Source organism: Microcoleus sp. BROC3 (genome assembly GCF_036702515.1).
Classification (GTDB): Bacteria; Cyanobacteriota; Cyanobacteriia; order Cyanobacteriales; family Microcoleaceae; genus Microcoleus.
Genome location: NZ_JAUBTQ010000003.1, coordinates 132,716 through 157,438, shown reverse-complemented (window position 1 = coordinate 157,438; position 24,723 = coordinate 132,716). Strand labels below are relative to the sequence as shown.

At 46.3% G+C, this 24,723-nt stretch carries 23 protein-coding genes and 1 pseudogene; 3 read left to right on the top strand and 21 right to left on the bottom strand.

Going from position 1 to position 24,723, the window contains the following annotated elements; genetic code table 11:
• Positions 1-208: 208 nt before the first annotated feature.
• Positions 209-820 (bottom strand): DUF4126 domain-containing protein, encoded by a 612-nt coding sequence (locus tag QUB30_RS03130; protein ID WP_333328914.1) that lies wholly within the window; start codon positions 818-820, stop codon positions 209-211.
• A gap of 330 nt (positions 821-1,150) precedes the next feature.
• Between QUB30_RS03130 and QUB30_RS03125 the strand changes: the two genes are divergently transcribed.
• Entirely contained in the window at positions 1,151-2,437 is a 1,287-nt protein-coding gene (locus tag QUB30_RS03125) for a Glu/Leu/Phe/Val dehydrogenase (protein WP_333328911.1), read from the top strand.
• Here the strand turns inward: QUB30_RS03125 and QUB30_RS03120 are convergent.
• From QUB30_RS03120 to QUB30_RS03040, 17 genes and pseudogenes are all read right to left on the bottom strand, one after another.
• A complete protein-coding gene (locus QUB30_RS03120) occupies positions 2,422-2,562 on the bottom strand; it encodes a hypothetical protein (RefSeq protein WP_333328908.1) in 141 nt (46 codons plus the stop codon). The genes QUB30_RS03125 and QUB30_RS03120 overlap by 16 nt on opposite strands.
• 33 nt (positions 2,563-2,595) lie before the next feature.
• Entirely contained in the window at positions 2,596-3,078 is a 483-nt protein-coding gene (locus tag QUB30_RS03115; RefSeq protein WP_333328905.1) for a hypothetical protein, read from the bottom strand.
• 12 nt (positions 3,079-3,090) lie between these two features.
• The gene (locus QUB30_RS03110; RefSeq protein ID WP_333328902.1) at positions 3,091-3,399 is read right to left on the bottom strand and encodes a hypothetical protein; all 309 of its coding nucleotides are present in this window, start codon (positions 3,397-3,399) and stop codon (positions 3,091-3,093) included.
• A 30-nt stretch (positions 3,400-3,429) separates the two neighbouring features.
• On the bottom strand, positions 3,430-3,630 hold the full coding sequence (locus QUB30_RS03105) for a helix-turn-helix transcriptional regulator (RefSeq protein WP_333287255.1): 201 nt from the start codon (positions 3,628-3,630) through the stop codon (positions 3,430-3,432).
• A gap of 317 nt (positions 3,631-3,947) precedes the next feature.
• Positions 3,948-4,193, bottom strand: coding sequence for a hypothetical protein (locus QUB30_RS03100; RefSeq protein WP_333328898.1), 246 nt, complete (start codon positions 4,191-4,193; stop codon positions 3,948-3,950).
• Between the two features lie 60 nt (positions 4,194-4,253).
• Positions 4,254-7,541: a ribonucleoside-triphosphate reductase, adenosylcobalamin-dependent gene (gene nrdJ / locus QUB30_RS03095; protein WP_333328895.1), complete on the bottom strand. Its 3,288-nt coding sequence runs from the start codon at positions 7,539-7,541 to the stop codon at positions 4,254-4,256.
• Between the two features lie 208 nt (positions 7,542-7,749).
• Complete coding sequence (locus QUB30_RS03090; RefSeq protein ID WP_333182683.1) at positions 7,750-8,037, bottom strand: hypothetical protein; 288 nt, start codon at positions 8,035-8,037, stop codon at positions 7,750-7,752.
• 163 nt (positions 8,038-8,200) lie between these two features.
• Positions 8,201-10,363 carry a DUF4394 domain-containing protein gene (locus QUB30_RS03085; protein WP_333328892.1) on the bottom strand — a complete coding sequence of 721 codons (2,163 nt, stop codon included), beginning with the start codon at positions 10,361-10,363 and terminating at the stop codon, positions 8,201-8,203.
• Between the two features lie 575 nt (positions 10,364-10,938).
• Positions 10,939-12,612, bottom strand: coding sequence for a hypothetical protein (locus QUB30_RS03080; RefSeq protein ID WP_333328889.1), 1,674 nt, complete (start codon positions 12,610-12,612; stop codon positions 10,939-10,941).
• A gap of 77 nt (positions 12,613-12,689) precedes the next feature.
• Positions 12,690-13,643, bottom strand: coding sequence for an ABC transporter ATP-binding protein (locus QUB30_RS03075; protein WP_333328886.1), 954 nt, complete (start codon positions 13,641-13,643; stop codon positions 12,690-12,692).
• Between the two features lie 498 nt (positions 13,644-14,141).
• A complete protein-coding gene (locus tag QUB30_RS03070) occupies positions 14,142-15,104 on the bottom strand; it encodes a leucine-rich repeat domain-containing protein (protein ID WP_333328882.1) in 963 nt (320 codons plus the stop codon).
• A 72-nt stretch (positions 15,105-15,176) separates the two neighbouring features.
• Positions 15,177-15,275, bottom strand: a pseudogene (locus QUB30_RS03065) (ABC transporter ATP-binding protein); the annotation flags it as partial.
• Between the two features lie 145 nt (positions 15,276-15,420).
• Positions 15,421-15,993, bottom strand: a complete 573-nt coding sequence (locus QUB30_RS03060; protein WP_333328879.1) for a hypothetical protein — start codon at positions 15,991-15,993, stop codon at positions 15,421-15,423.
• A 7-nt stretch (positions 15,994-16,000) separates the two neighbouring features.
• Positions 16,001-16,174, bottom strand: coding sequence for a hypothetical protein (locus QUB30_RS03055; protein ID WP_333142514.1), 174 nt, complete (start codon positions 16,172-16,174; stop codon positions 16,001-16,003).
• Between the two features lie 51 nt (positions 16,175-16,225).
• A complete protein-coding gene (locus QUB30_RS03050) occupies positions 16,226-16,435 on the bottom strand; it encodes a hypothetical protein (RefSeq protein ID WP_333328875.1) in 210 nt (69 codons plus the stop codon).
• Positions 16,436-16,480: 45 nt separating this feature from the next.
• Positions 16,481-17,521 (bottom strand): ABC transporter permease, encoded by a 1,041-nt coding sequence (locus QUB30_RS03045; RefSeq protein ID WP_333328872.1) that lies wholly within the window; start codon positions 17,519-17,521, stop codon positions 16,481-16,483.
• Between the two features lie 232 nt (positions 17,522-17,753).
• A complete protein-coding gene (locus QUB30_RS03040) occupies positions 17,754-18,266 on the bottom strand; it encodes an adenine phosphoribosyltransferase (RefSeq protein ID WP_333040475.1) in 513 nt (170 codons plus the stop codon).
• Between the two features lie 237 nt (positions 18,267-18,503).
• On the opposite strand from QUB30_RS03040, the gene QUB30_RS03035 reads away from it, so the two are divergent.
• On the top strand, positions 18,504-19,670 hold the full coding sequence (locus QUB30_RS03035; RefSeq protein WP_333328869.1) for a pyridoxal phosphate-dependent aminotransferase: 1,167 nt from the start codon (positions 18,504-18,506) through the stop codon (positions 19,668-19,670).
• Positions 19,671-19,797: 127 nt separating this feature from the next.
• Here the strand turns inward: QUB30_RS03035 and QUB30_RS03030 are convergent, their stop codons facing one another.
• Together QUB30_RS03030 and QUB30_RS03025 are read right to left on the bottom strand one after the other, a co-directional pair.
• Positions 19,798-20,571, bottom strand: a complete 774-nt coding sequence (locus tag QUB30_RS03030; protein ID WP_333328866.1) for an RNA polymerase sigma factor SigF — start codon at positions 20,569-20,571, stop codon at positions 19,798-19,800.
• A 462-nt stretch (positions 20,572-21,033) separates the two neighbouring features.
• Positions 21,034-21,876 (bottom strand): photosystem II manganese-stabilizing polypeptide, encoded by an 843-nt coding sequence (locus QUB30_RS03025; protein WP_333328863.1) that lies wholly within the window; start codon positions 21,874-21,876, stop codon positions 21,034-21,036.
• 401 nt (positions 21,877-22,277) lie between these two features.
• Here QUB30_RS03025 and QUB30_RS03020 point away from each other — a divergent pair, with 401 nt between their 5' ends.
• Positions 22,278-22,640, top strand: coding sequence for a hypothetical protein (locus QUB30_RS03020; RefSeq protein WP_333328860.1), 363 nt, complete (start codon positions 22,278-22,280; stop codon positions 22,638-22,640).
• Positions 22,641-22,800: 160 nt separating this feature from the next.
• Here QUB30_RS03020 and QUB30_RS03015 read toward each other — a convergent pair whose 3' ends face one another.
• A complete protein-coding gene (locus tag QUB30_RS03015) occupies positions 22,801-24,483 on the bottom strand; it encodes a calcium-binding protein (RefSeq protein WP_333328857.1) in 1,683 nt (560 codons plus the stop codon).
• Positions 24,484-24,723 lie beyond the last annotated feature (240 nt).

Here is a 24,723-nt window from a genome sequence, read left to right as displayed (position 1 = left end):
ATCTCTCTCTTCTCTTCCTGGGCGCCCTCTGCGGTCTCTGCGGTTAAATAATTCCGAAACAACCGTAAACGATATACAGCGGTTCTTAAAAAAGTGAGGTATGCCCTATGCCCTATGCCCTATGCCCTATGCCCTATGTCCTATGCCCTATAGTACCTCATATGAGAGCTCGAAAGGCTATAACTAATTACCAATAACTAATCAATAATTAATCAGGATCGCGCTTGCTGCGGCGGGGATTTCCCCTATCGCCCGGTATTCCCTGACTTTTGTACCAGCGATACCACTCTTTAGAACTGCGAATTGCCAGCCACAGCAGCATCATCGCAACTAACCCTCCCTGCCGTGGTGCGTCAAAGGCAAACAAAACCAAGGAAATGGACAGAACATCTTGGAGGAAAATCACCCAAATCGGCAAACCCCGCAGCCGATAAAACCATCCTGCTTGTACCAGTTGCAGCACTAAAGCCAACAAACCTCCGACAATACCAATTATCCACAGCATCCAAGGGTGAGCAATAATTTCATCGATCGAACTTACTTGAGCGATCGCAATTCCCATAATTGCTCCTACAAAGGGGCTGAAAATAATTTGCACAATTTGCAGTACCCGCTGTCCCACAAAAGTTTTAGAAGCAAATAACTCTAACAGCGACCAACTCACCAAGATGGTGATAGCCACCTGGGGGGGAACCCCCGACAGTAAGGGTATTTCCGACCAAAGTTTGTCAATCCGCAACAAACCAATTAACAGCAGGGGCAGGGCAATTCTCATACCCCCTGCCGCAGACGCTGAGAGTGCGGCTAGGAGTCCAACCATAATAATAATTCAGTTTCTAACGTCAGCGAAAGCCTCGATCTATTTCAGAATTTAATTTCCCTGATGGCTGGCTGTGATTTGAGCGATCGAACTCAAATTGCGGCTTGAGGTTAAATATCACCTTCTATTGTAAGTGTATCTGCTTAATCGCTGCTTGGCACGGCGAGATTGTCGATCGACACAAGGTAGTTGACTGTTAACTGTTGACTGTTGTCAGAAGAAAAGAGGCAGCATTCAACCAGGATTGTGATTAAATTAGCTTAAGCACCCAAAGCCTTCTTCTCTCTGACAACAGTCAACTAACAACAGTCAACAGTCAACTAACTTCTTATGTCTGATTCATTATTTGCCGATGCCAGCCGCCGATTAGAACGAGCCTTAAAATATGTGTCCCTTTCCGAGGATACGATTGAAAGGCTGAAACACCCCAAATCCAGTTTAGTTGTATCGATTCCCGTGCGGATGGATGACGGTTCCCTGCGAATTTTTCAAGGTTATCGGGTGCGCTACGACAATACCAGAGGCCCCTCTAAAGGAGGAGTTCGCTATCATCCGGGAGTATCCCTTGATGAAGTGCAATCCTTAGCATTTTGGATGACTTTTAAATGTGCAGTTTTGAACTTGCCTTTTGGAGGAGCCAAGGGCGGAATTACTCTCAATCCCAAGGAATTGTCCAAACTAGAATTGGAACGGTTGAGCCGGGGCTATGTCGATGCGATCGCAGATTTCATCGGCCCGGATGTCGATATTCCCGCGCCGGATGTTTACACCAATCCCATGATTATGGGTTGGATGATGGATCAATACAATATTATTAAGCGGCAGCTTTCTCCAGCGGTTGTGACTGGAAAACCAGTGACAATCGGCGGCAGCTTGGGCCGAGATACGGCAACAGCAATGGGTGCTTTTTTTGTAGTACAAACTATTTTACCCAAATTTGATCTAAATCCTCAAGATACAACTGTAGCAGTACAAGGTTTTGGTAATGCAGGTGCAGAAATAGCAGAACTGCTATGGAAAGCAGGTTACAAAGTTGTTGCTGTCAGCGATTCCCAAGGGGGAATTTATGCTAAACAAGGGCTGGACATCCCCAGTATTCGAGGCTTTAAAGACTCTAACAAAGGTATCAAAGCTCTTTACTGCGAAGGTTCAGTTTGCAATATTGTCGAACACGAAATCTTGACAAATGAGCAACTTTTAGCATTAGATGTAGACGTGCTGGTTCCAGCAGCTTTGGAGAATCAAATAACGGAAGCCAATGTTAATGATGTTAAGGCTAAGTTTATTTTTGAAGTAGCTAACGGGCCGATTGATTCTGCTGCTGATTTAATTTTAGAAGCGAGGGGAATTCAAGTAATCCCTGATATTTTAGTCAATGCCGGAGGTGTAACGGTTAGTTATTTTGAGTGGGTGCAAAATCGCAGCGGACTTTATTGGACGCTGGAGGAAGTCAACGAGCGGTTGAAGCATAAAATGGTCGAAGAAACTGAAGCAATTTGGAAAAAATCTCAGGAATTGTCAGTTTCCATGAGAACTGCTGCTTACGTGTACGGGTTAAATCGACTCGGAGAAGCGATGAATGCGAAGGGAACGCGGGATTATTATGTGAAGGGTTGAGAAAAGTGCGATCGCACAATTTCAATCTTTTCTCCTCGTCCAGTAGGAGTAGACTTCGTTTGTGTAGTTTGACCTCGAATTCGCATTCCAGGGGCGATCAAAGCCAGATACGAATTTGAGGTCAAAAGCCATTTCCAATCGGCGAATAATCTATTCTTTCAACCAGGGACTTTTGCTAGTTGATCCGGCTGCAATGGAGGCATCGCGAGCAATTCTTCAACTGAGAAAGGTTGGGGTTGAGGAATTGCAGCTTCAGCGTCCATGAGTTCTTTCATTTTCTCAAAAATCAAAACAGCTTCTGCTTCTGAGTCAGTTAGTTTATCGTAAAAACAAGGTATGGAAAACCAATGCTCAAAAGCAATCTCTAACAAACCGTTAGTTGCTAATTGCACTTGCCAATATCGAGAATATCTGGCATCTACTATCTCAAATAACGGGGCTGGATTGTGTATGGGATAATAAGTATAGCGTTCGTCGCAAATATAATATGATAAATTACCTTGCCATTCAGAGATAGCATAGACAATATACTCTTTACCTACTATCAGTTTAAATTCAGTTTCTTTGGTGATATCTAACGGTGGGTTTAGGTAATTTTCCGGCAAATAAGCCCCTTCGTTGGCAATGCAGCGAATCTTCATAGTATATTAACCTCACTGGTTTTTAGGTGCTATTTTGGGGTATGTACGTTTAATTTTGTACTCAACATTTAGGAGAGTGCGGGCATTTCTATACCAATGGATTTCAACGACAGCTCCTTCGATAATCGCGGTTTGGTTACTAGCCATTTTATACCAATCTTCAGGCTGACCGCCATAGTTGGCAACCAATCTGGGAGCATCTCCTAGCGGTCTCATGGAGCCACCTTGAATCATGATGGCAGGTTGAGCCTTAGCGTCTTGCAGGAGTATTTGCTCTTGTAAATTATGGGGAATATCATCGGGAATTGCACCTCTTATCATGTTGCTATTAGTTACCAAAATTAAAAAAATTTAATCTACCAAATCGTCTAAGGAAAGCTTCAGGAGGTCGCACAATGCTTTCGTCTGTTCGAGATAGAGTTTTGGAATATGTCTGCCCGCTTCCCAATTTTTCACAGTGGTTACACTCACGCCCAATTCATCAGCAACTTGCTGCTGCGTCAAAGAAAGCGATTGGCGTCGCTGTTTGAGTTTTTCCCCCACACTACTCATTAACTATCCAATTTCAGAATTCCTCTGGTTAAGTTGACTTAACCACAATTTGTCCGTAGTATGAGAGGAGAACATCACATTCGTCAGAAAGCCAGTGCGTCCCGGCTACCAACCTATCAGCACTGGCTCTGGCTCCCATACGTATGGAGACAAGTTTATTATGCCTTACAAAGAACGACTTTACCCTTAGGTGCTGGTTCGTTTGCTGCCCAAAATGCAGCGGTTGACAGTTGGTCAGTTCCGCACTCGATCGGATGCGGACGGTTCTCTAGAGATTCTCCGTCGCTTGGTTCCTGGCGGGAAATTCGCGGTGATATTTAACCCCGACCTGCTAGAGTCCCAGCAAGCTGACACTTGCTACAGAACATTCGATCGGTAATTCTCAAAGAACCCCTTCCCGGACATGGGGAGGGAGTCAGATTGTTTTTTTTGGGGATAAACAATTTTGGCTGTAAGAGCGATCGCACTCTCACCCCTGAAAAGCGATCGCCCGTCTCACGACCAAACAGCGATCGCCTCTTCTCCAGAACAGCCTCAATCAAGGCTTTAGCATTGTTGTGCAACTCAAAAAAAAGAAATCCCCAAAGTCAGGGGATTTCTCATACTTAAGCCGATCGCTAAATCTATTTAGTCTCCGGCATCAGACACTTATCGGAATCGCAGCCCGCCGGCCCCGAATCCATCATTTCACCTAAGTCATAGCGACTTAGTGCCGCATGAAAAACATCAATTTCGCGGCGCGCTAAAGTCTCTTCCACCATCTTGGTGTAAATTTCCTTGCTCACCGGTTCAAACGGTAGACGCGGGAAAGTTTCAAGAGCATCAAACCGAGCCAAAAGCGCTGCGGAAATGTAGCCTTCATCATCGCGAATCGCTTCATAAATCCGAGTGCCCAAACTTTCAACTTCATTTTCGCGCAGTTCAATTGTGGCTGAAGTGTTATGTCTGACATAGAACTTTTGCACCTGCATATAAAAGTCCATTTGTGCCGCCGCTGAGAACTTGTTAATGTCAATTTCATCAGCACCGGGCAAGTCAGCCCAACTTACCGCAACAGGTATTTCTACCAGCCATTCTGTACAGCGTTCGTCGAAGGGATTGTTCAGCAAATTGCCGTTTTCATCTTTGTCAGATTGAGACGGAATCACGTTGTATCCGTAGTCGATGCAGGCGAGGGCTACGGGGTCGTTTTTGCCGAAAGTGATTCGGCGAATGAAACGCTGGGCTTTCGGCGGGTGCCACCCCGGCGAAGCACCTGTCAGCAGAGATTTAGTACCCGATGGTTGAACCGTTGTGCAGCGATTTGGGCGTTTTAAGGAATGGCGATCGCAATAATCCCATACTACCCGATTCACAATCTCGCGCCAACCACTCAAATACTCTTCTTCCCGCTGTTTAAAAGCGATTCCTTGCGGAGTTTGCGGGCGGCCTTCCACCCACCAGCGCAGCCACTCAACGCCAAAAGCATGAACGAAGAAATCGAACAATCCCGTGAAAGATACGCCGACAATCGGGTCTAGTTCGCGGCTGTATTGATAGCGGGGTTCAAGAAATGTGTGATTGAGAAGTACCGCGACAGATAGAGCTCCGGCGGTGAAAGCTTCCTCCTGTTCTTTGAAATTGTAAGGATCAATTTGATTGAGGTGAACCTCCGCCAAATTACAGTTTCCCGCTAGGGTATTGCCGAAAACTCCCTTATGAAACTCTGGTTCGTTGAAGCAGTAAGTATCGTGCAATCCTGGTAATTCTTCGACACTTCTGACCACTTGCCATTTACCTTTGTGTTTAGCATTCGTCCCTTTGCTCACATCTAACCGCTGACAAGGAATTTCACCACAGTCAGTAATTTGCAAGTAGTACAAATCCCGACTTCGGACACCGTAATTAGTAATTGATCCTTGATGAGCGCAAAGATTTAGCGACGAACGAATACCACATTTGGTCAAAAGTAACTGAACTCTGAAAGCGCGAGCGCGGTCAGAAATATAAATTCTGATACCATTACTGTGGGTATTCGAGCCGTCCGTATCGGCTAATCCAGCAATAAAATGTAAAATTGCTTGCCGATTCCAGCTCGCAATTACATTTAGTGCTTCTGGGTTAACTTTCAAACTTTTCAGCAACTCTCCAGAAAAGCTCAAGTTAGTTACATCGGTAAAAGCAGGTAAATAGTCATAGCTTCTTTCAGGAAACTTATTTCCTGCTACTGATAATGCCATTTTTTGTTCGTAAAGTCGAACTTTCGCATTGTCATTTTTGTCGGTAGTTCCATCTCCTACAGCCACTCCCAAAGTGTAAGCATAACTTGAATCGATATTCAACCCATCTTCATACTGAATTGTAAAAGGTTCAGTATGAATGCTATATCGACTTGTATCCATCAAGTCTTTGGTTTGAACTTCTCTGTAAACTTTACCAAAGCGATCCTTGACAAAAAAGCGATGATATTCTGTGGCATCCAGATAAGTACCATCACCAAACTTTACACGATAAAGTTTGCGTCGCCCGCCACAAGTATCACTCGCTGTCTTAAATGGTGTGACGCAGCTCCATCTTTTACCATTCCAAATTTCGATTTCAGTTCCAACAACGTCCTTTATTTTATGCAGTCCGTCTCTAGTAATTAGCAGAGTGTCGCCACTGACACAATGAAAATTAGAGCCGATGATTTCACCACACGGGTTTAAGCCCATGCGGACTAACCGATGCTCTAATTCTTCCGCAGTCATATTAGGATAGCGTTCCTGCAACCAATCTTTAGCTTTTCCTTCGTCGTAAGCTTTCAAAAACTCAAGTTTAAGACTCGGTGTTGAAAGTAAATCAACGTTAGATCGAGCTACAGCTTCGCCGGCCCATTGAATCGCACCTTCGCCGCTGTAATACTGTTTGCGGACAGCATCAATACATTCTTCTAGTGTAGGTTTGGTATGGAAAACTCGCGTATGGTTGGCCATTCGAAGGGCATCGCGTTCTGGATCTATTCTCCAGTTGCCTTTATCATCTTGTTGCCACAAATTATTTTTAGCATTTGCCCCTAGTTCGTCATCGAAAGAAAACTGACGAATTCCCGCGCTTCGCCTAATATTGCCGGCAACAATTGTGACCGCTGCTTCATCAATCAACACGCAGCATTCAACTGAATTTAACTGCCGCCCTAAAGCTTTATTCAAAATAGCGGCGCAGCGCTGATAAAGATCGGGCAATTTCACCGGATTTGCTACTCCGCCAAAACCTTTTAAAGGTTCTCCCACCGGGCGAACATCGCTCAAATCGATGAATACTTGAACTTCTCCGGCCAATCTTTCATCTGTGGATAATTCCAGCAAACTTTGATAGGATTTTACCCAACCTTGGCGAGAATCTCCGACATAAATAGTTGCGGTTTTTTCGGCTATTTTTACTTCTGTTTCTTCACGGCGCGACTGGGCGGGTGTAGAGCCGATTTCGCCTTGCATGGTTAGGGTTAAACGGTTGCGAATCGGCGGCAGTTGGTTGATATATTGTGGTTCCAAGACTGCCCCAGTGCCGCAGCCCATCATTGCCAAATCCATCAACAAACCAAACGAACGCCAGTCGAGAATATTTGTTGAGGAGCAATTATATGCGCCGGAAAAATTCTCTGGTTGTTCGATCCATTTGCTGCCACCTACCCACAGCCAGCGGCCTGAAGCGAGGGTTTTGAGCTGGTTTTGCATCCGGTGCAGCAGTTGTGTTTCTTCGGGGGTGAGGTTTCCCAGCTTTTGCAACCCCTTGACTGTTCGATCGCACACTTCGGCCCAAGTCTCCCTTCCCGTCTCGGTACGGCGGCTGTACGTCCTGAAAAATACTGGATTGGCTGCGGGTGCTGTTTCGGGGAAATCGGACAGGTTGCGTTTCTCGCTGGCACTCGATCGCTCTAATTCTCGAACCATAGGTTGTGTACTGACGTGTCGGAATATATCAACAGACTACGAATATACAACAGGATTCAGATTTAGGGTAAAAGGTTAATATATTTGACAATTTGCACTAGATATGGGGCACAGAAGTGTACAAGCTCGATCGGGCGATCGGCTCAAAACTTGACAAAAAAACCCGATTTCTTCCTGAAACCGGGTGAATGGCAAATCTTGTCAATTGTCAATCCTTTGTCAATAAAAACTCAATATTGGGTAACAGCGGGTCTTGAACAACGCCCACACCGTTAAATCCCCAACGTTCGAGTAGCTTTTTTACCTGAGAACCGGAAATCGATTCTACTCCGAATCGATCGGCAACATCAGCAGCGTGGGCGTTGAGATAGCTCAAAGCCTCATAGTCTTCGCGAAACATCAGCAGGTAACTCACTGCCGCATCTGGATTGGGATTCGCGGACAGATATTTGCCGTCACTGCGGGAACGTAGCAAGTAAAAAACTTGAGATAACATATTATCTTGGTTGGCAAAATAATATGTTACCTCAAATTGGGAATTTGGAATTGCCCAAACGATTTTAGACTGACAATTTCAGATTGTAGAAAAGTTGAGTTTCTTTCAAGTTTCTACCTAAAAAGTACATAATTGATGCCTAAAATCGCTGGGAATCTAGCAGTTAAATCAAAGTCAGTGCCAAACCTTTAAATCCCCTGCCGTCGCCAATTTGAGCGACGATCGAAGCCTGACCAGTCGTCAAATTAATATTGTACAGGCTGGAAACTCCGGCAACATCGATCGCAGCCAAAGCTGTCTCGTTACCGTTAACACTCCTGATATCAAAGCCGAGAACAGTCCCAGCATCAATTCCCAAAGACCCGATCGTATTCAACACTCCATTATTCGGCGGATCTTGACGCACCAAAACATCTAAATTGGTGTCAATTGCAAACAGCGTTGTCGAAGTTGCCCCGGCAAAGTTATTCACATACGCAGCCCCTCCAGCCGCGCCGGGATTGCCAAAATTGCGATCGCCAGTCCGGTAAGCCAAATTCCCGTCGAGTTGAACTCCCCCCGTCAGCGTGTCAAAATCCACAAGTGCCCCAGTATCAGGGTTGAGGCGGGCGTTTTGACCGGCTTGATTGACAAACCGAATTCGATCGACTGTCGGATTGAAATCAAAACCCGCAGCCCCCGGAGTTAGGGGAACAGCAAACTGTCCGCTACCGACTGAACTTGCTTGCCCAGTCACCGGGTCGATCGCGTACAAGCGATTGCTAGAACCCACACCGTATAACACACCGTTAGCGGGGCGAAAATCAATTCCCAGCAAACTCTCTCCCGGCTGCAACCCTGTAACTGCCACGTCGCTGAGAATTGCCCGCGGTGCCGCCTCGTTAAAACCGACAATTGTTTCAGCGCCATTTCTGACAGTTAAAGCGTAAGCTGTAGGCAAAGGCAAAGCCAAACCGTTAATCTGTCTCCCGTCGGCAATTTGACCCGCGAAAGAAGCTTGACCGGTACTTAAATTGATATTGTACAAGCCCGAAACGCCCCCAACTTCCAGCGCCGCCACTGCCACCTCGCGGCCGCCAATACTCCTGACATCAAAGCCGAGAACGCTAGTAGCATCAACTCCCAAAGATCCGATCGTATTCAACACCCCATTATTCGGCGGATCTTGGCGCACCAAAACATCCAAATCGCTGTCAATTACAAACAGGGTTGTCGAAGTTCCCCCTGCAAAGTTATTCACATACGCAGCCCCAGCGGCAGCCGGAGAACTGCCAAAATTGCGATCGCCAGCCCGGTAAGCCAAATTCCCGTCGAGTTGAATTCCCCCCGCCAGCGTGTCAAAATCCACAATTGCCCCGGTATCCGGGTTGAGGCGGGCGTTTTGATCGGCTTGATTGACAAACCGAATTCGATCGACCGTCGGATTGAAATCAAAACCTGCAGCCCCCGGAGTTAGGGGAACAGCAAACTGCCCGCTACCGACTTGACTGGCTTCCCCGGTTCTCGGATTGATAGTATACAAGCGATTGCTAGAACCCACACCGTAAAGCAAACCGTTAGCCGGCCGATAATCAATTCCCAGTAAACTTTCTCCCTGCTGCAATCCAGTCACGGGCAAATCTGAGATCACACTTCCGGGATTGGAAAGACTAAAACCGACAATCCGATTAGCAGGAGTTAAAGCATAAGCCGTTGTCCGCGCTGGAGGCGGGGGATTGGGAACAACGCTGCTAATAGTATTAGTGAAATTTGCCTGGTTAATCGCACTTTGTCTCACCCCTCTGAGAGTAGCGAGAAATTCTCCAGTCACCCGGTCTTGAATAACAGTATCGTTTCCAGCTTCGAGAATATTTAAGTCGCTAAAACTGAGACCTTCCCCCAAACCGATTAAATCTGTACCGGGTGCAAAATCGGCGATCGCGTCCGCATTTGCCAAATTAACACCGCCGCTGGTACGGAAAGGGTCAGCCTCTGCGTAGCGCCTCAAAACAAATACGTCTGCCCCGTCTCCCCCTATCAGGATATCAGTATCTCTATCCCCTGACAAAACATCATTGCCGGAGTTTCCCGATATAGAATCGCTGCCTTTTCCGCCCACTAAAAAGTCGTTATCTTCACCGCCGTTAATAGTGTCGTTATCTAAATCTCCAAACAGCGAATCTTGACCTAAATTGCCCTCAATTAAATCGCTTTGTTTTCCTCCATAAATGCTGTCATTTCCAGAGTTTGCCGCAATAGTGTCATTTGCCATCAAACCAAAAATCAGGTCATTTTCAGGAGTTCCTGCTAGCAAGTCTGCTTGTGCGGTGCCTCTAATGTCTGCCATGCTCTAATCACCCTCTAAATTTTATACTTCCGTGGCCTAACGGCGGCGGTATTCTCAGTTAAAATATCACAAATTCGCACTTTTAGGATAGTTTTTATTATTTTCAGCTTTAGGGGTGGGTTGCAATAAAAGTATTACACGCAACTAAAATGATATATAAACCCGCCCCCCGATTCAAATAAACCCACTCCTAAATACAGATCACTTAACCGTATTTTATAGTTGGCTGTGTAGCCAAGGGCGATCGCAGCTCAACTGCAAACAGGCAAGCTGAAATTTTTAGCGGTGCGAACCTATGAAATTTTGTACTGCGTTCATTAGTAATATACGCTGACTCTATAATTTTGGATCTGTACAGTCAGAAATTATTTTTCAACTTTAATCTTAAAGCCTGCGAAGGTGGGCTTTGTGTGTGTAGCGGCGATCACCATCGCTCAATATAAAGTGGAGTATAAATGCGGAATTGGCATAATAAGTTAGTTGAACAGTCGTTTTCAGACGACTTAAGCTTTCAGGCAGGGGTTTAAACCCCTGCCTGAATCAAAGTTTCACGTTTGAACCCTTCCCCTGCTTTTTCAAGCTTTCAGCAGTGCTTTAGAAGCTGATTCCCCTGCGAGTTTCAGTTGTGACCTCAATTTGAAGTTCAACAAAACCAAGACAGTCCACTGACTGAGTATGGATAGCAAAATCGTATTTCCTGACACGGGTGCCAAAGACGGCAACAACCAAACGCCAAGAAATGTTGAACACAACCACAAAAGAGGAGCTTTTTCTGGGGTGAGCAATAGCATAGATAAAATCACAGATGGCAACAAGATAGCGCTGCCGACTGTCCCGACGGCCCAAATTTCCTGATTTCTGGTTTTTGTAAATAGGAATAGTTGGGTGATGCCTGCGTAAATTAGGATAAGATTCAGGCAGAGGATTAGACCCCAAAATCCATTTTTCTCAGGTTTTTCCAACAGCGCCCAAGGTGTTAAAATTATTACTGAGCTGAGTAAATTGATGGCGATCGCAACTACAGCCGGACTTTTATCGCTCCAAATTAAATCGAGTAGTGGGTAGCGCCGCCACAGCTTCTGATTGCTGGGAACAATTTGTTTCCGATACCTCGCCCAATCGTACAATGATTGTCTGTCAGATGTTAAAGCTGCAATTAAAGCTAAGAACATCAGCAAATTCAAGATAAGTAAACAGAGGAGATTACCGTTGCCTGCTGGGGGGTCTGATTGGAGTGCAAACCCTAAAAATATTACCTGACAGCAGATAACTAGCAAATAACTTTGCCGCTTGCTCAAAACTGTAGCACTGGGATTTGGAAAGCGGCGCTGCCATCCCTGCCACATCCAGTAGGTTCCTGTACCACAAACCAAGAGACACAAAGCAATGCCACTCGCAATATTTGTACCCACTGGCGAGTAAAACCATTGCAACTTGTCTAAGTTTTCAACTAACGAATCGAAATCAGTTTTATCAACTCGAAAAAGCGGATATCTCAGGATAGCAAGGGGAGACAAAAAATGTAACACATCCCAAGCAGCTCGCGTGAGCGGGAGCCAAGAAATCCCAAACACCACAAAAACCGTAGCGCTAGCCAACCAAGGTTGAAATCCTCCCAACCAACTGGTTGTCAATCCAAATAGCATCGCACCGCTGTAAAATAAAGCACAGCTAGCTGCAACTGCTATGTAGAAACATAAAATTTCATTCAGGGGTATTTGACCGGCTAATCCAGCGTACAAATGCAGCGGTACTGTCAGAATTGCTGCTAGATACAGTAAAATAGGGACGCCCATAATTTTGCCGAGAAAAATTGTTTTGGCAGACTGGGGACTGAGGCGAATAAAGTTGAGGGTGCCGCGGCGTTCCTCCTTGTCTAAGTCGCTGACCAGCAGATAAGTCCCTGCTACTAATAGGGCTAACACGCTCAATATGCTCAGCCAAATGAATATCTCTAACCACCACTGCGACCAGTCAATGGCAAAGTTGCCCAAGGCATCTCTGACGCACTGTTTCTCATAGGAACTGGCATTTTTGAAAATGCAAAATCTGTGATAGATGGGGTAAGTGTACTCCCCATTAGCAGGGGGAACGGGTATCTGGGCGCTGAAATACATGAACAGCAGCAGTTGACCGCTTAGGGAAAGGGCAGAGACGATCGCCATATTGCCAATATTCAAGCGACCTTTGATTTCTCGAAATAACTGGGGATTCCAGTTGCCTATTTTGTCTAGTAAGTGGAGTGTCATTGGTTATTGGTGATTAGGAATGGGTGACGACTCAGTTATAACTCACTGTTTATTCTGGTAAACCGGAAACGAGCAAATTATGATGCTTGCTGGTGTCCCATCTTGAGGAAGATGGTTTCTAAGTCTTCTTGAGTGCAGTGGAATTCGGTTAGGGGAATGTTGGCGGCGACGAGTTCGCGTAATAAATTTGCCGCATCTTCCGGGCTTCCTGAAAAATCAACGCACACCTGTTGAGTTTCCGGGATTATTGCCCAATTTTCCACCCAAGGAAAGTTTTTTAATGCCGATGTTAGCGCTTCTAATTTATTTCCTAAAACCGACATGAAAATTTGCTGGCGGCTGAGGCGTTTGTAAAGTTCTTGTAAAGGTGCGCTTTCGACCAGATATCCGAGTTCCATGATACCCACCCAGCTACAAAGTTCGGCTAAGTCGCTGAGGACGTGAGATGATATGACTACGGTCATGCCGGCTTCTTGCAAAACTTTGATAATTTCGCGGAACTGCATTCGGGCGATCGGATCTAAGCCGGAAACGGGTTCGTCTAACAACAGCAACAGCGGTTCGTGGATAATAGTTCTCCCCAAACTCAGGCGCTGTTTCATCCCCCGCGAGAGGGTGGAAATTAAGCTGTTGCGCTTGTTGGTGAGTTGCACGAGTTCTAACACGGAGTTGATTCGCTCTCGGCGGCGCGGTTGCTGGAGGTTGTAGAGTCGGGCAAAATAGTCTAAATAATCCCAAACAGTCAAGTCGTCGTAGAGGGGAAAGTCGTCGGGAAGAAAGCCGATGCGCTGTTTGAGAATTGGGTGAGATCGATCGCGCAACAACCTATCTCCATTGATATAAATTTCCCCTGTAGTCGGTTCCTCAGCCGCCGCCAACATCCGCAGCAAAGTAGTTTTGCCGGCACCGTTGGGGCCGATCAGTCCGCATACTTCGCCTGCTGCTACTTGCAAATCGATGTCATTGACGGCTATATGGCGATCGAATTGTTTCGTGAGCCCGCGAGTTTCTATTGCTAGTTGTTTTGCCATGTTTGGAGGGTAAGAGAAATTTGATCGGGTAATCTCTGGCATGAACAGTCCTAGACGCATCAAAACCAAAGAAACCGGGTTTTTGTCGTTTTTACGGGCTATAACGCGTCTTCTCACAAAAAACCCGGTTTCTGGCCACCCGTGCGTAAATCTCGATCGAAATAGATGTCTACAGCTAGCCTAGCTCGTTCTTCCAGGAATTGTCATCTCGTTTCTGAAATTAAAACAAGGACATTCTCGATAGCTGAAATCCTTGGTAATATTAAGTCTTCCTTCTTCCAGATAGCTGATTAGGTATGACATCTGATACGCGCACCCTTTAATCCGTGTATCCGTGTTGATCCGTGTAGTGCCTTCCTTCTTTTTTCTGCCGGTTTTTAAATGCTTGAAATTATGCTCCTAAAGCAGTGTTAATCTGTGTAGTGCCTTCCTTCTTCCTTCTGCTATATCAAGTCTTCACGGAAAATTCATGGGGATTGATGTTATCAGATTAGTGAGCTAGCCAAGGGAGCTGATGTCAGTAATTTTACCGTTGAGATGCAGTGTTGTCAGATTGGTGAGCGATCGCAACGCGCTGATGTCGGTAATTTCATTCTTGTCCAGATGCAGTGTTGTTAGATTGGTGAGCGAGCCGAGAAAGCTGATGTCGGTAATTTGATTGAACCTGAGATCCAGTGTTGTCAGATTGGTGAGCGAGCCGAGAAAGCTGATGTCGGTAATTTGATTGCCGTAGAGATTCAGTGTTGTCAGATTGGTGAGCGAGCCGAGAAAGCTGATGTCGGTAATTTGATTGTGGTTGAGATACAGTGTTGTCAGATTGGTGAGCGAGCCGAGAGAGCTGATGTCGGTAATTTGATTGTAGCCGAGATCCAGTTCTGTCAGATTGGTGAGCGAGCCGAGAAAGCTGATGTCGGTAATTGGATTGAACCCGAGATACAGTTCTGTCAGATTGGTGAGCGAGCCGAGAAAGCTGATGTCGGTAATTTGATTGAACCCGAGATGCAGTGTTGTCAGATTGGTGAGCGAGCCGAGAAAGCTGATGTCGGTAATTTGAGTGTTGTAGAGATGCAGTTCTGTCAGATTGGTGAGCGAGCCGAGAGAGCTGATGTCCGTAATTCCAGTCTCGCCGAGATCCAGTGTTGTCAGATTGGTGAGCGAGCCGAGGGAGCTGATGTCGGTAATTTGATTGTTGTTGAGATGCAGTGTTGTCAGATTGGTGAGCGAGCCGAGGGAGCTGATGTCGGTAATTTGATTGCTGAAGTCGGTAAGTTCATTGCCGCTGAGATCCAGTTCTGTCATGCTTGAAAGTATCTGCTCCGCTTCTTCAGCGTCATCAGTACTAGCCTTTTTTAACAACACTTTAACTGTGTGTCTTGCCCCTTCTGAAAGACTGTCCATATGCCTGCACCAGTCTGCAAAGCGGCTAAAAATCATTGGCTCGTTTGATTGTTGTTCTGACATAAAACACTCCTAGATGGGGAATGGGGCATGGGGAATGGGGCATGGGGCATGGGAATACCGTTAACTGTTGGCTTCGCCTACGACTACTTGCAAATCGATGTCATTGACTGCTATATGGCGATCGAATTGTTTCGCGCTCCCGCGAGTTTCTATTGCTAGTTGTTGTGCCATGTTTTGAGGGGTGAGAGAATTTTTATCGGTGCATCTCTGGCAGGAACAGGACTATAGTGATTTCCTCCCTTTTGCATAATTCCCCGATCGTATTATGGCCGGCGCGATGAGAAGTTGTTGGGTGATGGTGCGATCGATCGCACTTTTAGGGTAGTTTATCGCGTAGTAAAAGCCAAGTGTTGAGTTTTTCATCTAAAACATATTTATCAGTATCAGAAAGTGCTGCAATAACTTTCAATCGATTTTTAAGTTTTCTTAACTCGCGAATTTCTGCAATAGGTAGCGTTTTCCAATTAGCAGCCTTTTTTTCGACATCTTCCTGCGACTCTTTGATGTGATCCCAAAACCATTCTAAAATTAAGTTAACATCGAGAACAGGATGATCGGAAATTACTTCCTGTTTTTCTATCATCGCAGCCCGCAACATCATTGAGGAAATCGTAAAAGACTCGCCACTACCTGGTTTTTTCCGATCGGCATCATCGGCTTTGCGATCGTAAATTGCGATTGCTACTTCTGCCCATTTGCGATCGCACAAACCGGAACCATTTTGACCTTTTCGAGCCTTAGCCGAGGCAACATCGGCTAATAATAGCCAGTTAAACCCTTGTGGTTCGGTGGTTTGACCTGAAAATATGTTGTTCGCCCAAATCAGTACAGATTCGGCATTTTGTTCGAGAATGCGATCGAGGGATATTGTCGTAGGAGATTGAGTCATAATTTATCTACTCCACATATTCGATATCAGCATTATTTGTATCAACTCCTTGCTGCCTAAAGGCTGCAATTCCTAGTTCTAAGCTCTCTGAATTGGGTCTAAAATGCCCGCTGTGATTGCTGATTGTTAGCAAAATATACAAACCGTTGGTGCCGACAATCTCGGCTTCTCCCGCCGCCAAAACAGGCTGACCGCGAGTTATAACCGTATGGTAAATTTCATTGTTAACATCTCAAAATTTCGGAATTATAAGGAGTTCTAGGTTGGTTGTCACTGCCCATTTGACAGTACCTTCATTAATTATATCGTCAAATCCTGCTTCTCCCACTTTAATGGGTCTGATACCTAACTCATCTGCCGATCGAATTTCATCATTTAGCGTCGCGGGGGACTGATTGGAAAAGCGAGGGCTAGGAAAATTATTTGAAAATGATTGTGTCACAACCGAATTTAACGAGAATCAAATTTATAGTCAAATATGATTCTATCACTTCAAATCTTCCAGCTTGATCCGAGGATCGACAGCTTTCAGCAGCAAATCCGCCAACAAATTTCCCACAATCAACATCGTCGCACCCATCATCAAACTCGCCATTACTAAATACAAATCTTGATTGTTCACCGCCTCCAAAGTCAGCTTTCCCAAACCCGGCCAATTAAAGAAAAATTCCGCAATAAACGCACCGCTCAACAAACTAGCAAACTCAAAACCCAACAGCGTAATCAACGGATTAACAGCATTCCGCAAAGCGTGAACGTAAATTACTCGATCGTCCGGCAAACCTTTAGCCCGTGCTGTTCGGATATAATCTTGACGCAGCACGTCCAAAAATTGTCCGCGCATCAATCTTTGCAAACCAGCAAAACCAGTAAGGCTGAGGGCGACAGTTGGCAAAATTAAGTGCCAGCCGTAATCGAGGATTTGACCCCACCAAGGTAAGTCTGCGTGGTCAATGCTCGTCATTCCTCCGACGGGAAAAAGAGGCGAAGTATTTTGAGCAAAAAATAGCAGCAGCAACGCTGTGATAAAACTCGGAAATCCTTGTCCGGTGTAGCTGACTACTTGCAGAACTCGATCGACTGTGCGGTTTTGATTGACGGCGGCGACAATTCCCAAGGGAATCGCGATCGCCCAAGTTACAATCAAAGATGCGATCGCCATCAACAGCGTCGCCGGTACTCGTTCCCACAGCAGCGAAGCTACGGATCGCTGATACACAAAACTCGTGCCAAAATTCCCCCGCGTCACAATTTGTTGCAGCCACAGCCAATACTGCACAATAGCTGGTTTATCTAAGCCGAACTGCTGTTCGAGTTGCTTGAGTGTCTCCGGCGAAATCTTCGGATTTTGGCTCAAAGTATCCAAGTAATTTCCCGGTGCTAGCTCAATAATTGCAAAACAAAGAGCCGATGCCAAAAATAGGGTTAAAAGTGCCTGCAAAAGTCGCTTTAAAACATAAGTAAATGTTTCGCCACCAAACAGAGAATTCAACTTTCGCCAATTTCGATTCAATTTAATAGAAGTCATAGGATTTTAGATTTTAGATTTTAGATTTTAGAGTTGAAGAATTGTGAATGATATTAATTCCGGTTGCATCGGAATGATTTAACCACAGAGAACGCAGAGATAGCAGAGAAAGAGAAGAGAGAGATGAATAATTCCGATGCAAAGGTCAAGGATATTATTTGTCAGTAGTTTTTACTCAGCAGTCAACAGTCAACTGTCAACAGTCAACTGTCAACAGTCAACAGTTAACTAACTAATACTCCACTAGCGTGACGATCGGCACATCCGGCAATTTCTGCCTGCCGCCCAAAGCCTGCAATTCAATGATAAAAGCAAAACCGACAAGCTCGCAGCCAGCTTGCTCTAACAATTTAGCCGTCGCCGCCGCTGTTCCGCCAGTGGCGATTAAATCGTCCACAATCAGCACCCGGCTGCCGGATGTCATCGCATCTCGGTGCATCTCCAGCCGATCGACACCGTACTCCAACTCGTACTCAGCAAAATGAACCGCACCGGGCAGTTTCCCTGGTTTGCGGACAGGAATAAAGCCTATTCCCATTTTATAAGCCAACGGCGCGCCAAAGATGAAGCCCCGCGATTCCATGCCCACCACATAGTCAACAGACATTGCAGAGCATTTTTCGGCTAAGCTGTCAATGGTGTAGCTGAGCCCTTGCGGGTCGCGTAACAAAGTTGTAATGTCTCGAAACAGAATTCCCGGCTTGGGGAAATCAGGAATGTCGCGAATCAGAGATTTGAGATCCATAAGCTTGCAGATCGGCGTTGAGGGTAACGAGGCATCAAAAATGGTACAATAATAACGTCAAAAATTAAAAATTAAAGAATAAAAATTAAAACTAAGAGCTTCTTTAATTTTTATTCTTTAATTGCTTAATCCTTTACGTACTATGTAAACAAATGTCATAATTCCCTAACAACAGGGTTGAATATCAACATTTGTCACCCTATGATCGAAAGTCAAAAATCTAATATCTAAAATCCAATGATTAAGTTGGCAGCACGAGTGGGTGAGGTTTCTCCTTCCATAACCTTGGCGATCGCCGCTAAGGCTAAAGCCATGAAGGCCGAAGGGATTGATGTCTGTAGTTTGAGTACGGGAGAACCCGACTTTGATACCCCCGAACACATTAAAGCAGCGGCAAAACAAGCTTTAGACGCGGGCAAGACTAAGTACGGCCCTGTGGCTGGGGAACCGCAGTTAAAAGCTGCGATCGCGCGCAAACTCCAATCCGACAACAATCTCAACTATCAACCAGAAAATATCATTGTCACCAACGGCGGCAAGCATTCCCTCTACAATCTGATGATGGCTCTGATCGAGCCTGGAGAGGAAGTAATTATTCCGGCTCCCTACTGGCTAAGCTACCCTGAAATGGTCAAACTCGCTAGCGGCAAGCCAGTAATTGTACGGACTGATGCTTCTACAGGATATAAAATTACACCGGAACAACTGAGTCGAGCGATTAATCCCAAAACCAAGTTATTTGTACTGAATTCGCCTTCTAACCCGACGGGAATGGTGTATACTACGGCGGAAATCAAAGCGTTGGCTGAGGTGATAGTCGATCGAGATATTTTAGTCGTTGCTGACGAGATTTACGAAAAAATTATATATGACGACGCCCAACACGTCAGCATCGGTTCCCTAGGCCAAGAAATCTTCGATCGCACCCTGATCAGCAGCGGTTTTGCTAAAGCTTACTCGATGACAGGCTGGCGAGTCGGTTATTTGGCCGGGCCGAGCGAATTAATTAAAGCCACCAGCACCATTCAAGGTCACAGTACATCAAATGTGTGTACTTTTGCACAGTACGGCGCGATCGCAGCTTTGGAAAGCAGTCAAGAGTCTGTCGAAACAATGCGTCTAGCTTTTGCCGAAAGGCGTCAGGTAATATTTGAATTACTCGATGCTGTCCCTGGAATTAGCTGTATTAAACCAGACGGTGCTTTCTATATGTTTGTCAACATCAGCAAGACTGGAATGAATTCTTTGGAATTTTGCGACGCTTTCTTAGAACAGCAGCAAGTAGCAGTTATTCCGGGGATTGCGTTTGGTGCAGACGACCATATTCGCTTGTCTTACGCCACCGATTTAGGCACAATTAAAAAAGCCGTAGAAAGGCTCGATAAATTTGTCCGCAGCATCTAAAAATTAGTTAGTAGTCTGTTGACTGTTGACTGTTGACTGTTAACTGTTAACGGTTAACTGTTAACGGTTGACTGTTAACTGTTCACAACTGACAACTGACAACTGACAACCAACAACTGACTAATCACTAAAGCTGTTTAGTCATAATCTCTTTGAGCAAATCCAGCCCCTTCTTAACTCGCCGAGAAACAGTCACCGCACTGATACCCAAGCGTTCGGCCGTTTCCTTCTGCGTCAAATCGTAGAGAAAAACAAACTCCAATATCTCGCGAGTCCGTTTTTCCAACATAGCCAAAGCTTGCTGTACGCGAATTTGATCCTCTTGCGCCAACTGAAAACTCCGATACTTGCTATCGGGCACCAATTCTCCCAGACAAGTAGCCCCCTCATCTTCATCTTGCACCGGCGCGTCCAAACTCAGAGGCGATCTGTTGAGATGGGCCAGTTTAATTTCTTGCCATTCTTCTACAGAAACCTCAAGCACTGCTGCTACTTCAGCATCCGTAGGTTTGCGGTTGAACTGCACCTGCAAATCCTTGATCGCTGCGACAGATTTGCGTTCCAAGGACTGCCAGTGGCGGGGAAATCGCACAGAAGGGCTTTTGTCCCGCAAGTAGTGCTGAATTTCGCCCCGTATGTAGGGAATTGCAAAGGAACTAAAAGCGTGCCCCTTCGCGATATCAAACCGCTCGATTGCCCTGATCAACCCAATACACCCGACTTGCAGCAAATCGTCGTAGCTTTCACCGCACTGGTTGATCCAGTGGTAAACTTCTTTTCTGACCAGTCCAATATTCAGTTTAACTAACTGATTGCGGATTTCATTAGATCCAGAAAGTTGGTACTCGCGCAACAATTGCAAATTTTCGCTTTTTAGCTCGTTCGGCACTGTGGTAGACATGGCGGCATAAGGTTTGGTAGAGCAGAGGACTGAGATTGCTTTAGATCGAGTTTCCAATATAGTCTAAAATAATTTACCTTTAGGTAGTGTAATCCTAGCACTTAATAGGTGTGATAGCGGACACACCTGTTGAATTTTGGGAAGACGCAGCGATTTGGCGGGGTCCTCTCAAGCTATGCGGCAGAAGGTATAATTTTACCAGGTAGAAGGTATTCGGCACAATCCCGAATTTAACCGGGATTTTTTAACTCTAAATTATAATCTGAAAGCTGTTTGAAAACAATACTTTAACTAATTAAAAATCATAACTTAATAACTGGCAAGTGATAATAATTTTATCATAATTTTAGTCATCAGTCAACAGTCCTAAGTTATGTTGCTCAAGACTGTTGGCTAATGAAGGGCGAGCAGTACCTTTAAGGAAAAAAACTACTCAAGTTCGATCGATCCAGAAAGCCAATTTTACGAGACAGAAGGCTCAATGCGAGCGTAAAACAAACCCCGAATTTTCACGTCCAGAGCCGGTCTAGCTCCCAAATCAGTATCAGAAGGCTGCGTACTCTCAAAAATCCCGCCAATTTCGCCAGTGGCGTTGTTAACTTTAGCAACTTGGAGAGAAATTTTACCCGCCTTGGTGCGAGTGTCAGCCACCTTAACATTAGCCCGCACCCGTTTGGAATTGTCACTAGCCGGAAGCGCTACAGCATTGTCGTAGCCAGTCGATACCCCGCGAGCTTTAGGGTCTAAAAAGCCTGCGCTGCGGTAAGAAGGAACGTTAAACTCCCCTCGCAAATCGGTGGAAGTATTGATAGCAACCACTCCCGGTTCTGAACTGGCCACTAGCTGTTTAATGGTAAACAAGAAAGGTACTTGCTCTCCGCCCGGTAACTGAATCGTAATAGCTTGAAAATCCAAGCCGTCTTCTTCTGTGAAAGTCAGAGTTCCGTCAGTACCGACCTTGAGCGTACCTTGAACTTGGTCAATGCTAGACGTGAACCGGGTCAGCAATTTACCAGGCACAAATTCCGCTTCTTGGCGTTTGTTTGCTGGTTCTTCCTTCACAAAATAAGTTGTGGGCTGCAAACACAAACCAGTCAGTTTATAGGTGCCGCCCGCTTCGATGGGGATCGATCCCCGAGAAGTTTCTGCCAAGCTAGGGCAGTTATTAGCCAATCCAGTACCTCTAATCTGGTCGTAGGTGAGCAACTCGGTAGTCGCCACCGTCGTGTCAGGAGCAGAAGAACAAGCAACCAGCGCACTCATGCAAAATGCTAAAAGTGCAACAATTAAAGCACGATATTTCATTGCAAACCTCAATATCCAAGATCGGATTATATTAAGAAAAAGCCCTACTTCGAGCAAAATATAATTGCCCGCCGGCAGGCTAGGCCAGCGCTTCGGGCAGCATTTAGATCCCGATCCCTCGCTTCACCGACACCGGCATTGACTTAAACAATCAAGCTAGTGCGCCGTGAAAATAAGCAAGAACTTATGATTTCTCAATCATGTTCCGATCGCAGCCCAATACACATGGTACGACGGGTTGTGCTCTTTTCCTGACTTGGACTGCAAATTAATATTGCTTAAGTCAACCTACTTAAGTTACTTTGCTTATGACCCCGAATGGCGATCGCCACTAGCTCGATTAGTCGGCTGACCAAAAGGCTGGGGACAAAGGCCTTGTAGATTTCAAAGGAAGCAGCAGTATGGACAACGGCAAAGATTTAGAGTCAGAAAAGTTGCAGTCTCAAATGCAATCGCTGACAGAGGCGATTCGGACTTTAGCCGAAAGTTGTCATGGAGACAGTCTGCTGCTTTTGGCCCTGCTGCGGACGCTGGAAGCTTCGCACCGGGAAATTCGGGACGGTTTATTTCAAGCGTCTTTTCCCGACAACCGCCAAGCACTTTACAAACTGCTCAGGAATATTGAAGCCAATGGCGGCTGGCCTTACATCCACCGCATGAAACTTAGATCGCTCTTGGGGTACACCCAACAATTATCTCCCCTAGAAGATTCTCCAGCCGAGTCGCCAGAAGACTCGGCCGATACTCCGCAAGACATTAAATAGTCAGCACTTACGCACAGACTCTACCTGTAGGGTGCGCACTTCGCACCTTACCACTACAGATAGTGTAAAAAATGATTCCTGGCGTAAGTCCTCATAGTTTTGAGTTATGAGTTTGTGAGTTTATGTAAAACTCAAAACTCATAACTGAGCTGCGCGGCATCTAGAACCCAAATGGTGTAGGAAAAGGTGTAGGAGCTAAGGGTATCGGGGTCGGCACCGGCGTCGGGAACGGCGTCTGGTCGAGCAGGGGCAATAGTCCGCGAGTCGGCGTTGCAGCAAGAGAACTCATTGACACCAGAGGCGAATCCTCAGGCGCGCTAACTGTAGGTGCAGTAGGAATCCTCGAAGCAGTCGGCGTCGGAGTCGGTGCTGCTGTGGGAGTCGGAGTCGGCGTCGGAGTCGGCGTCGGAGTCGGTGCTGCTGTGGGAGTCGGAGTCGGCGTCGGAGTCGGTGCTGCTGTGGGAGTCGGCGTCGGAGTCGGCGTCGGAGTCGGCGTCGGAGTCTCAGTCGGAGTGGGAGTCGGTGTGGGAGTCGGTGTGGGAGTCGGCGTGGGAGTCGGAGTTGGAGTCGGAGTCGGAGTTGGAGTTGGAGTTGGAGTCGGCGTCGGAGTTGGAGTCGGCGTCGGAGTCGGAGTTAGAGTTGGATCTGTAGTTGTAGTTGTAGTCGTAGTCGTAGTTGTAGTTGTAATGGTGGTTGGCCTGGGGCTAACTGTCCCAGTCACAGCGATAAAATCATTGGCATCGATCAGCGCCGCCGGAGTGTCTGTCAAAATTGCTAACAGCTTGCCGTCGAGCGTAATGACTGTATCCCTTAGATTTGCACCGTTACCTTGCCGAACTTGCAGTTGACTGAAAGATAAATTGCTCGGCAGTCCAAAGAAATCCTCTGCCTCATTGTAATCAGTAATTAAAACCAAACTGCCAGGCCCGGCTCCCAATCCAAAGACATCGCTGCCGCTGCCCCCAGTCAGAGTATCCGAACCCTCACCTCCGATCAGAGAATCATTACCCTCTGCCCCAAATAAATTGTCATTGCCGAAACTGCCCAAAATTGTATCGTCGCCGAGACCTCCAGCCAAGGAGTCATCGTTAAAACCGCCGTCGAGAACATCATTACCTTTGCCACCAAACAGGAAGTCATTGTCTTCATCTCCCTGTACCGAGTCGTCGCCTTCATCGCCGCGAATCGTATCGGAACCGATGCCCCCAAAAGCTGTATCGTCAGCCTTGCCGCCGAATAATTGGTCGTTGCCGAAGTCTCCGAAGAGCGAATCGTTGTTGGCATTGCCGTACAAAGTGTCGTCGCCGTCGCTGGCGGTCAAATAATCGTTGCCGTCACCGCCGAACAGTTGATCCCTACCGAGACCGCCGTTGAGAGAATCGTTCCCAAAATTCCCGTAGAGAAAGTCGTCATCACCATTCCCGAATACGGAATCGTCGCCGTCATTCCCTGTGAGGGTGTCGTTACCAGTACCGCCGGCAATCACATCAAAGCCTGCGTTGCCACTAATTAAGTCGTCCCCTGCATCTCCCAACACGCTGTCTATCCCGTCGTTGCCGTCGAGGATGTCGTTGCCCAAACCGCCGCGAATCGAGTCGTCGCCGTTCCCGCCGGAAGCAAAATCGCGCCCTTGGTTGCCAATGAGTTCGTCATTTCCTTCACCGCCAATCAGCGAATCTGCTCCGTCACCTCCAAGAAGCTGGTCGTTGCCGGCATCGCCGTCTAGGGTGTCATCTCCTCCGGCACCCAGGGGCGTATCATCGCCATCTAAGCCTCGAATTCGATCGCTCAGCGGAGTTCCTAGAATAAAGTCGTTGCTGTCTGTGCCGATCAGGTTTGCCATACGGGATACACCGCTCCTCAATCAAATAAATTGTTTGAAATTATGTTAATCGCCTTCGTGACAAGGGATTGCTGCTTGCCTACGTTAGCATAGTTGAGATTTTGGCAATCTGGCGAAGGGGCGCGGGAAGTTGTGTGAGAGTCCGGAGTTGCGATCGTGGCTGGTATAATGCCCGATCGGCAATCTAATTTAGTTATTACGGATTTTTTCAAATAAAAATTAGTCGATCGGACTCAAGGA